The sequence below is a fragment of the Microcystis sp. M_QC_C_20170808_M9Col genome, from assembly GCF_007095495.1.
GTDB classification, from domain to species: domain Bacteria; phylum Cyanobacteriota; class Cyanobacteriia; order Cyanobacteriales; family Microcystaceae; genus Microcystis; species Microcystis aeruginosa.
In genome coordinates, this window is the sequence record NZ_SFBZ01000158.1 from 1 (window position 1) to 10,561 (window position 10,561).

General features: G+C 41.8%; 10 protein-coding genes. 4 read left to right on the top strand and 6 right to left on the bottom strand.

Going from position 1 to position 10,561, the window contains the following annotated elements; translation table 11 throughout:
- Positions 1-112: 112 nt before the first annotated feature.
- Positions 113-1,282 carry a sulfate adenylyltransferase gene (gene sat, locus EWV68_RS09410; protein ID WP_002803711.1) on the bottom strand — a complete coding sequence of 390 codons (1,170 nt, stop codon included), beginning with the start codon at positions 1,280-1,282 and terminating at the stop codon, positions 113-115.
- A gap of 131 nt (positions 1,283-1,413) precedes the next feature.
- Between sat and EWV68_RS09415 the strand changes: the two genes are divergently transcribed.
- A complete protein-coding gene (locus EWV68_RS09415; protein WP_002757862.1) occupies positions 1,414-2,118 on the top strand; it encodes an SDR family oxidoreductase in 705 nt (234 codons plus the stop codon).
- Positions 2,119-2,298: 180 nt separating this feature from the next.
- Positions 2,299-3,384, top strand: coding sequence for a 4-hydroxyphenylpyruvate dioxygenase (hppD, locus tag EWV68_RS09420; RefSeq protein ID WP_287169594.1), 1,086 nt, complete (start codon positions 2,299-2,301; stop codon positions 3,382-3,384).
- A 31-nt stretch (positions 3,385-3,415) separates the two neighbouring features.
- On the opposite strand, the gene EWV68_RS09425 is transcribed toward hppD, so the two are convergent.
- Positions 3,416-3,952 carry a retropepsin-like aspartic protease family protein gene (locus EWV68_RS09425; protein WP_287169587.1) on the bottom strand — a complete coding sequence of 179 codons (537 nt, stop codon included), beginning with the start codon at positions 3,950-3,952 and terminating at the stop codon, positions 3,416-3,418.
- A gap of 83 nt (positions 3,953-4,035) precedes the next feature.
- Positions 4,036-4,377: a histidine triad nucleotide-binding protein gene (locus EWV68_RS09430; protein WP_061432961.1), complete on the bottom strand. Its 342-nt coding sequence runs from the start codon at positions 4,375-4,377 to the stop codon at positions 4,036-4,038.
- A 180-nt stretch (positions 4,378-4,557) separates the two neighbouring features.
- On the opposite strand from EWV68_RS09430, the gene EWV68_RS09435 reads away from it, so the two are divergent.
- On the top strand, positions 4,558-6,084 hold the full coding sequence (locus tag EWV68_RS09435; RefSeq protein ID WP_287169588.1) for a YifB family Mg chelatase-like AAA ATPase: 1,527 nt from the start codon (positions 4,558-4,560) through the stop codon (positions 6,082-6,084).
- 279 nt (positions 6,085-6,363) lie between these two features.
- Here the strand turns inward: EWV68_RS09435 and EWV68_RS09440 are convergent, their stop codons facing one another.
- Complete coding sequence (locus EWV68_RS09440) at positions 6,364-7,668, bottom strand: hypothetical protein (RefSeq protein WP_287169590.1); 1,305 nt, start codon at positions 7,666-7,668, stop codon at positions 6,364-6,366.
- A gap of 198 nt (positions 7,669-7,866) precedes the next feature.
- Here EWV68_RS09440 and EWV68_RS09445 point away from each other — a divergent pair, with 198 nt between their 5' ends.
- Positions 7,867-8,295 (top strand): Tery_1686 family protein, encoded by a 429-nt coding sequence (locus EWV68_RS09445; protein ID WP_002743840.1) that lies wholly within the window; start codon positions 7,867-7,869, stop codon positions 8,293-8,295.
- A 74-nt stretch (positions 8,296-8,369) separates the two neighbouring features.
- Here EWV68_RS09445 and EWV68_RS09450 read toward each other — a convergent pair whose 3' ends face one another.
- Together EWV68_RS09450 and EWV68_RS09455 are read right to left on the bottom strand one after the other, a co-directional pair.
- Positions 8,370-8,936: a hypothetical protein gene (locus EWV68_RS09450; RefSeq protein ID WP_287169592.1), complete on the bottom strand. Its 567-nt coding sequence runs from the start codon at positions 8,934-8,936 to the stop codon at positions 8,370-8,372.
- Positions 8,936-10,339, bottom strand: coding sequence for an AAA family ATPase (locus EWV68_RS09455; protein ID WP_287169593.1), 1,404 nt, complete (start codon positions 10,337-10,339; stop codon positions 8,936-8,938). The genes EWV68_RS09450 and EWV68_RS09455 overlap by 1 nt, the downstream gene beginning before the upstream one ends.
- Between the last annotated feature and the right edge of the window lie 222 nt (positions 10,340-10,561).

Consider the following 10,561-nt stretch of genomic DNA (forward strand, 5'->3'; position numbering starts at 1 on the left):
ACTCTGTGTAAGACAGTACATGGTTTTTTAACTGTGGTATGCGACGGTGGTGGAAGCAGAAACTTAAATCGTGAGGTTTAGGAATCGCCGCACTTTTAGGGCGGCGAGGATGTCAAGATCCTTGCATGGCGCGGATTAATTCGGCAGCCACTTCTGGACGGGAGAATTCCGGAGGTGGTAATTCTCCTTTGCGCAGCAGTTCCCGGACTTTTGTTCCCGAAAGGTGTATTCTTTCTTCCGGTAAACTGGGGCTAGTTTTGGTGGTTGCCATTCCCGAAGTGCGGGTACAGTAGAAAGCGTGTTCAAACTTCATCGGCACGATTCCCAATTCCCCCGGCTCGAACTCATCAAAGATATACTGAGCATCGTAGGTTCCGTAGTAGTCGCCGACTCCGGCATGGTCACGACCGACGATAAAATGGGTACAACCGTAGTTTTTACGGATAATAGCGTGGAAAATTGCTTCCCGGGGGCCGGCGTAACGCATAGCTGAGGGGTTGATAGCCAGAATAACGCGATCTTGGGGAAAGTATTTATCCATCATGATCTCATAGCAACGCATCCGCACATCGGCCGGTACATCATCGCTTTTGGTAGCGCCGACAAGAGGATGCAAGAATAAACCATCTACCACTTCTAGGGCGCATTTTTGAATATATTCGTGGGCCCGGTGGATGGGATTACGGGTTTGGAAACCGACAATCGTTTTCCAAGCTTTTTCGTGGAACATTTTGCGCGATTGCAGAGGATCGATCTGATATTTGGGAAACTGGGGATGAGGATCGCGCTGAAGTAACCATATTGGACCTGCGAGGTTAATTTCTCCCTGTTCGTAGAGGACTTTTACCCCGGGATGTTTCTGGTCGTCGGTACGATAGACGTTAACTGCTTCGTGGGCTTTATTATAACGGTATTTTTGGGTTAGTTCTAGGACTCCGACAAAGTTGCCTTCGCTGTCATCTAAACGAATCCAGTTGCCTTCTTTGAGGGGATCCGCCACTTCTTCCCTAACGGAAAGAGTCACGGGAATTGCCCAGGGTAAACCATTGATTAGACGCATATCATCGACGACTTTTTCGTAGTCGTCCTGTTCCATAAAGCCTTTGAGGGGACTGAAACCACCAATAGCAATCATAACTAAATCCGAGAGCGCTCGTTCATCTAAGGAAACTCGCGGTAGTTTTTCAGCTAGGGCCAGAAATTCGGCTTTTTCGGCAGCGGTAGCAATACGATTAATTAATTGCCCACCGTGGGGCGCGATTCCTTCGGTCAGTACAGTCATAAAAATTTCTTTACATTGTCACGGTTTATCCTATCAGAAGTTGGCTAACCCTTAATCAAGGGGTTGGGACTAGCGATGATTTTCCAGTCGGAACAGTTTACAATAAGATTTGTAAAGAATTATCAATAATTATGAGCGAAAAAGTTGTCCTGATTGTCGGTGCTACGGGGGGTATCGGTGCCACTTTAGCGCGTAAACTAGCTGTTAATGGTCATAAACTCGTATTAGTGGCCAGAAATGCCGATAATTTATCTAATTTAGCCAGTGAGTTGCCTTGTCCCTCTTTAATTGTGCCGACGGATATCACCAATCCGACTCAGGTAGAAACTTTGATGGAAAAAATTGTCTCCCATTACGGCCGGTTGGATGTGTTGGTTAATGCGGCCGGAGCCGGTGTGATGAAACAATACAATAAAATCACGCCGGAAGATTTAGATAAAATGCTCGACCTCAATCTGAAGGGGAGTTTTTATACCTGTCAGGCTGCCGCTAATGTGATGAAGGAAAATAAAGCCGGTCATATCTGTAATGTGGTGGGAATTTTAGGTAAGCATTCTATGGCTATGGCTGCCGCTTATTGTGCTTCTAAATACGGGGTGGTCGGTTTTAGTAAATGTTTGGCCGATGAGTTAAAACGCTATGGTATTAAAATGACTTTATTCTATTTTGGTGGTGTCGATACTCCTTTTTGGGATCAGGTGAGCTTAAAAGTTGATCGCACTAAAATGTTAACCGCTCAAACCGCCGCCGATGCTATCTATTTTGCCATGAATGCTGAACCCCAAGCCGTCCCCATGGAAATTAATATTCAACCCGATAGTCATCTCTTTTTTTAGTCATCAGGAGTCGGTCGTCAGGAGATAGGGTTTTAGGGTGTTGGGGTTTTAGGGTGTTGGGGTTTTAGTTGAAATTCCCCTATCTCCTCACTCCCCCATTTCCCCATTTCCCCATTTCCCCATTTCCCCATTTCCCCACTCCCCACTTACTAACACTCAACCACTTTTTTGACTTTATCTATGTTTGTTGATCATATTCATTTTTATGTAGAATCGGCCAAAAAATGGCGAGATTGGTTTGTGCGGGTGATGGATTTTCAGGCGATCGCAAGTTTAGTTAATCTCCACACGCACACGGAAATAGTTGGCAACGGCATCCAAAAAGATAAAACTAAACAGATTATTTTTATCTTATCTTCTCCCTTAAATTCCCTTAGTCCCGTGGCGGAATTTTTAAGTAAATATCCTGAAGGGGTGGCGGATGTAGCTTTTCAAGTAGAGGATTTAGACAGTTTAGCTAGGAGAATTAAACAGGACATTTTTATTGAGGAAACCGTTTTGGCTAGGGGGAAGATAAAAAGCTGTCAAATCTCTAGCATTGCTGATCTCAAACATACGTTAATTGAAAGGCAGGGAATCACGCCAATTTTAGCTGATCCTAATCTGATTGAGTATGATAGTAGGGAACAAGATAATCAGGATATTCTGGCAATTGATCACTTAGTTTTAAATGTTTTTCAGGGGAATTTAGAGTTAACAGCCAATTGGTATGAGGAAAATTTAGGCTTTAAAAAAAGGCAAACTTTTACTATTAAAACGCAGCGTTCTGGTCTTTATTCTCAGGTACTTGTTTACCCCGAAACTGAATTAAAATTACCGATTAATGAACCAGATAGTAACAGTTCTCAAATTCAAGAATTTTTAGATATTAATCAAAAATCTGGCATTCAACACATTGCTTTAAAAACAGAAAATATTGTAAACTTAACTCAAAAATTAAGAGAAAAAAAGTTAGAATTTTTATCAGTTCCCGACAGTTATTATCGACAAATTAACTATCAAAAGAAAGCCTTTAATATTGCCGATTGGGAATGGTCAGAAATCAAAAAACAGGAAATTCTCATCGATTTTGAACAAAATAGTTATTCTCTCCCGGAAAAGCCAACTTTACTGCAAATTTTCACTAAACCAATTTTTTCCCAGCCGACTTTCTTTTTTGAATTAATCGAGCGACGTCATGCCGCTAGAGGTTTTGGAGAAGGCAACTTCCGGGCCTTATTTGAAGCGATCGAACGGGAACAAATACAGAGAGGAACTTTGGATTAGAGTCAGAAAAGCGATAATTTTTCCCATGAGACTATGAACGATAACGTAATTCGATCACATCTTTTTTGATCGTGACATCATAGGAACCAAAAAAAGTTTGTCCCAAGAGTCCTAACCCTTCCATTTGGGGAGAAATACCAACAATCTGATTAGATAAAGCCACCTCGCCCACTTTAACAGAATTAATGCGACCAAGATACACAGTAACGACACCGCCGGCGGTATGAGCGAGTACTTCCTTTTCCCGTTTGACTTTCATCGCTTTCGCCATGGCATCGGTGAGGACGATGCCACTAGCTCCCGTATCAAAAAGCATTTCATAATAGTGACGGTGATTAAAAACCACCATCACCGTGGGAATGCCGTTAACCCGGCGTTGAATCGGTAACTGATAAACTTGCGGGGAATTTTTCCTATTTCTAGATGAACCGCCACAGAGACGGCTAAGATCTATCTGTTGTCCATCTACTCTTTGGAGAAAGCATTCCGATTGAGCGAGAGTCGCGGCGGTGAAGGGAAATAACAGCAGGGTGCTGGACAAAGCGATCGCAGAAATAGACCTATTCATGGGTTTAACATCGAGAAGACCGACTCGGAAAAGAACGCTTCTAGCTCTATAATTCCCCAAAAATGCGGGAAAATAACGGGGATTTAACCGGGGGGCCAGGTCATTGGGCGATCGCCTAAGAGATGGACATGAAGATGATCGACGGTTTGACCTCCCTGTTCCCCATTATTGATCACCACGCGATAACCTTGACTTAATTTAGCTTCGGCGGCCACCTTTTTAACAGTTAGTAACAAATGTCCCAATAAATTGCGATCGCTGTCGCTGGCTTCCTCTAGTTTCGGAATCGGTTTTTTGGGGATAATGAGGATATGGGTGGGTGCTTGGGGATTAACATCTCGAAAAGCGAGAACCAGATCATCTTCATAGACGATCGAGGCTGGAATTTCTTTACGGATAATTTTGCTAAAAATAGTCTCGCTCATAGACAAATTGCTTTTTTTTCAACTATACCATTAAGCTCTCAGCTTTTCTGGTTAGGTTATACCGAGAAATAGGCTGATTTTCCGGGTAAATTCCCATATAAAATCATTTTTATGCGGAAAACTAGCCGAACATCCTGTTTAATTTTCCTAAGAACTCACTTTATTTTTAGTTGAGCCAAAATGTTAGCAAGGGTTTGGAGTGCGGCAATTATCGGCATCGATGCCATTAAAATCGGGGTAGAGGTGGATGTATCGGGAGGATTACCCGGAATTGCCGTGGTGGGTTTACCCGATACCGCCGTGCAGGAGTCGAAAGAAAGGGTAAAAGCTTCCCTAAAAAATGCCGGATTTGCCTTTCCCATCCGCAAAATTGTCATCAATTTAAGTCCCGCCGATATCCGCAAAGAGGGGCCGATTTATGATTTACCGATTAGTATCGGCATTTTAGGGGCTTCCGAACAGGTAGAAGCCGATTTATTGGGGGATTTTCTCTTTTTAGGTGAATTATCCCTCGATGGTAGTTTGCGTCCCGTGGCGGGGGTTTTACCCATTGCTGCCGCTGCCGAAAAAATGGGGATTAAGGGTTTAGTGGTTCCCGCCGATAATGCCAAAGAAGCGGCCGTGGTCAAAGGCGTACAAGTGTATGGGTTTCGTCATCTATCGGAAGTGGTAAATTTCTTAAATGAACCCGATCGCCATTCACCGATGACTTTTAACGCTGCCGAGGAGTTCGGGCGATCGCAGGTAAATCTCCCCGATCTCAAGGATGTCAAAGGCCAAGCCATTGGTCGTCGGGCCCTGGAAATTGCCGCGGCTGGAGGTCATAACCTAATTTTTGTCGGGCCACCGGGCAGCGGTAAAACCATGTTAGCGCGACGTTTACCCGGAATTCTGCCCCAGCTTACCTTTGCCGAATCCCTAGAAGTCTCCCAGATTCATTCCGTCGCCGGATTACTGAAAGATCGAGGTTCCCTGGTGCGCGAGCGTCCTTTTCGCAGTCCCCATCACTCTGCTTCCGGAGCGGCACTGGTGGGAGGTGGCACTTATCCCCGACCGGGGGAAATCTCCCTTTCCCACCGTGGTATCTTATTTTTGGACGAATTAACGGAATTTAAGCGCAGTGTCTTGGAATATCTCCGGCAACCCCTAGAGGATGGTTATGTGAGCATTTCTCGCACTCGTCTTTCCGTCGCTTTTCCGGCGCGTTTTACCCTAGTGGCCAGTACCAATCCCTGTCCCTGTGGTTATTACGGCGATTCGGTGCAACCCTGCAGCTGTTCACCGCGACAACGGGAACAATATTGGGCGAAATTATCGGGGCCGCTTTTAGACCGTATTGACCTACAAGTGACGGTAAATCGCCTGAAACCAGAAGAAATGACCCAAGAGAGTCGGGGAGAAGCTTCTGAGCAAGTGCGGCAACGGGTGGAAAGGGCCAGACAAAAGGCCAGCGATCGCTTTCAAGATACTGGGATTCGCTCTAATGCGGAGATGAATTCCGAGCATTTGCGGCGTTTTTGCGCTCTTGATCATAGCAGTCGCCATATTTTAGAAGGGGCAATCCGAAAATTGGGTTTATCGGCCCGAGCAATGGATCGCATTCTCAAAGTTGCCCGCACCATTGCCGATTTAGGAGATAGTGAAATGCTGAAAAGTTCCCACGTTGCCGAAGCAATTCAGTATCGCACTCTTGATCGTTTAAGTTAGGGTTTGCGGCAAAAAGTTTGTTGCTGGGGTTAGGAGTCGGTCGTCAGGATTCAGGATTCAGGAGTCTGGAGATAGGGTTTTAGGGTTTTAGGGTTTTAGGGTGTTGGGGTTTTAGTTGAAATTCCCCCAATACCCCACTACTCCACTTCCCCATTTCCCAATTCATAATTCCCCCATTTCCCCACTTCCCCATTTCCCCACTTCCCCATCTCCCTACACCCCACACCCCACACCCTACACCCTACACCCCACACCCTACACCCTCTTTCAAGTCAGGAGTCAGGAATCGGGGGATTCTAAGCGTTTTTGCCATTCTCGATCGATTTTATCGGAGCGCTCGCTCTCTTGTTCGAGATAGTCTTGATCCGTAGAATAACTAATATCAGCATCCCTAATCACTTTTTGGTCAGCGAATTGACGAGAGTAGGCCAGTTTTTGCTCTAATTCAGGATTATTTTGTGCTAATAGATCTGCTCTTTTTTCTCGCTGTTGATTGCGTTGATTAACTCGCTCATTTCTCCACTGCAAAAAGAAATAACGACCGAGGGGAATCCCCAAAAAAGCAGCGGCATAACTGAGGAGAAAACCGTAGATCCCTGTGACTATCGACCCCAGAGAACCGCTCAAATCGACACTATCACTGTTGAGCAAATATCCTAAAACTAAAGCGAGGATAAAGTTAACCGCCCCTAAACCTAAAGCTAAGATAATTTGACCGCTATCCGCTTCGCTAAACTTCCAGCGTTTTTCCTTTAGATAGGGCGAAACTGTTTGTAATTTTCTCTCTTTGGTTGTCACCTGTAGATCGGGAAAATAATAGATAATATCGCCTCGATCGGACACTTGCGGCAACCCATTAAAGCGAGTTAAAACTGGGAGTATATAGTCTTCTGTCTCCTCCTGACTGGGGGTAATACTATCGAGATAGGGGACAATTTGTGGAGCGATAATCGAGCCACGATTATTTTGAATTACTTTACCGATAGTTTGCCAGCGTCTCTCCTCTAAATTAAAATTAGGATCGCCGTCGCCAAAAAGAAAAGAAAAAACTGCCTCGAGAAAATTCATCTTACTAGGGGGTTTTTCTGCCTTAACTTCCCGATCTCTTCTTTCGTAGTAGTTATTACTAAAATCGGGATAAAAAATCCAGAAAAAGTCCGTGGGAAAGAAGTTAATATTAATTTTGCTATCTCCAGAATTGTTATCCGAGTCACTATCTTTAAATATTAAGCCTATCAGGATCGCCAGAATAGCCAGCAACAGGATTAAAATCGAAATAATTAAAACAATGCCAAAGGAAATGCGAATAACATAAAAAACTACTTGCCAGATTTTACTCCCGAAAGCTTTTAACTGCAATTGCCAATATTTATTCAGAAGAATTGAGCGAAAATTTTCGGGAAAAAGATAGATAATCTCCCCCGTATCTGCTACCTGTAAATGTCCCCCCGCTTCCGCCGCTAAAGCTAATAATCCCTGTTGTGCAGCGTTAATCTCTAAACCCGATTTTGCCGCCACATCACCCACCGTAACCCGATAGCCTAATTTTTCGATCGATTGTAATAGAGACTCTTGGGGATTCATAGAAAATACTGTTCCTGTCGATTATCCTATTTTCTAGTGTAGTTTTGATTTTGTCTTTTTGGCAGCGGCTATCTTGATTGACAGGTGCGGCATTTTGGACTCGATCGAGAAAATATCGTTATAATTGTTCCAATAGTCGCAAAAAGCAGGGCTAAACTGTATAAATAGTTACTTTATAAGCAATTATCAGAGGTGAGCATGAATGCGTCGGAACAGGCAAAAGGATTAGAATTAACGGCGAAGATCGCCACACTCGTCAACCTGTTTAAACAACAATTCCCCGATGCAAAGGCAGATCTGAAACCTTGGCGCAATGATCCCCACACAAGGGAGTTAACGGATCCCGACTCGATCGATATCGCTTTTCATTTTCCCGGTTGGAGTCCCAGAATTCAAGGGCGCAGTATTCTGGTACAAATTCGTTTTCATCTCGATAGCGAGGATCAGCATCAGCGTTTGATTGGCTTAGAAATGCAGGCTTTTAACCATCAAGGAACCGCTTGGCGACTATCTACGGTGGAAAATTGGCAATTAGTCGGCAATTATCAACCTTCTCCTAAGGTAGCTGATAAGTTAAAATATTTCAGCCGGCAGGTGTTTGAAGTTTTTAAAAATGAGCATCGATAAGGCTCTTTCGGCACTCTCGGCAAAAGATCGTTATTCGATCGAGATTAAATCGGTCATAATGTCAAGCTATAGGACTAAATTAATTCTTGAAAGTGCTTCGCTTTAGCAGAGATTTTTAACATTTTTTCTGGTTGATCGTGAATCTCACTTTTTTGAGAAAGTTTACGGCTGCTCATGCTTGTTTTAGAAATACTGATATTTTTAATACTAACAAAGCGATATTGATAGTCCTGAAGAAAATCGGGTTGATTCCAAAATAAGCGTCCGATTTCACGACAATAGGAGACAAAGCATTCGGCTCCTTTTAATTGTTTAATTATCGATGAATTAGAATCTCTGCTTTTCTTCATTTCCAAACAAAGGATAACTTTTTCAGTAGGGGTATTAGCGATAATTATAAAATCTGCACGCTTACATTCACCTTTATTACCAGTAAAAATTTTGCGGACATCAAAAAACTCATCTAGCTTGATCACAATAACTCGATCGGGTTCAGGCATTCCACTAATCACAAACGAATAGTTATCTTGATTTTCTGTCAGTTTCAGTAAATAACTATCTCGTTTGTACTCTTTTTTATATTCCAACTCTACTATCGCACACTTGCTAATCATTTCTTTGAGGATAGCAATATCAGACATTACTCCTCACCCCAAATAATAGCCGTTTGAATACGATTCATATTTTCGATAGTAGTATCAAAACTGCCTGCTTCGATACCCATTTCGTGATCAATTTTAGCGGGAGTTAAAGTGTTAAATTGGGTTTTTCTTTTTTGTCCTTTTAACATCTTTAAAGCTTTTTCAGCAATATAGACTTTAACTTGATTAGCCGATAATAATTCCTCTTGTATATAGCCTTCTTCTGCGGCAATTTGTTTCAGGTGTGGTTTATTATGGTTAAGCATAATTAATGTGTTTATTTCTTTGATAATATAATCACTGTGAGTAGTGATAAAAACTTTAATACCAATGTTGATCAGTCGAGCGAAAAGTTTAGCGATACGGCGTTGATTTTCTGGATGGAGATTTAATTCAGGTTCATCTACTATCAACAAATCTCCGATTCGAGCTTCGTGTCTTAAATAAAAGCCAATGTCTAAAAGAGAACGTACAGCACTAGAACTTTCATCCATCGATAGTCTAAGTTTTTTTCCTTTAGGAATGTAATAAAGTTCATCATTGCTAGTAATCATATATTGACCACCAATAATATCGGCAAAATCTTCTAAAATACTGGGATGATTTTCGGCAATAAAGCTATTTTTTTTGACAATTGTTTCTATTTGTCTAGTAAAATCTACATTTTTTTTAACCGGTAGCGCATAATCCTGAGAAACATTAAATAACAGTTCACTAGGATCAAAATTGCTATTTTTGCTAATTTCTTCCAGTAAACGATTACGAGCAAAATTTAACTCTTTGCGAAAAATTGCCGCTCCTGTCCTTTCTGCACTGGCAATAAATGGCCTGGGAAAAAACTGAGAGAAAATTATATCTTGGATGCTGTTGGAAATGATATATTCGATATATTCAAGAAAATCACCTCCCAGATTTATTTTTTCTGTTTCTGTTTCTGTTAATAATGCAATGGATAAATAAGGCTCATTTTCAGGTTTGCTAATCGAGATAATTTCCCATATTGCTGTACTAATTTTCTTTTCATACTTATCTTGAAATTGAATATTGTCAAAATTTAATTCTATCTGAAAATCAACATTTTTAAACCTCTCCTCGTTAGCCGCAAAAACTTCAGGTATTTGTTGAATATATCTTTGACAACCTGTAGTAATAATACTTTCACACTGTTGAACATACTCCTGTAGATCGAGACTAATTACACCATCAGAAAGTAGTTGCTCAATTTTTTCTTTGAGGCCAAATCTTGGCCCCGTTAATAGTCTTCGCCAATTGTCTAAAAAACCGAATAAAGCGTAGGTAGCATAAGTTTTACCTGTATTATTACCACCACAGATAATTGTGAGGTCGCCTAGACTGAATTCTGCCTGTTTTAAAATGCCAAGATTTTTAATTTTAACTTTCATGTTTGTCTTAGGTTTAATATTCACGATTATAGATAATTGTGGGTCATTTGATCAAGTCCCACACTATACATTCAACTTTGATTGTCAAGGTTACTTACAGAAATTATATCTGAACTTACCCCATACATATATACCATAACAGCCGAAAACCCTTATCCATCAATGGATACACCCCCTTAACTTTTCTTAATGTACCCATGTAATTTGTAACATTTCTTAATG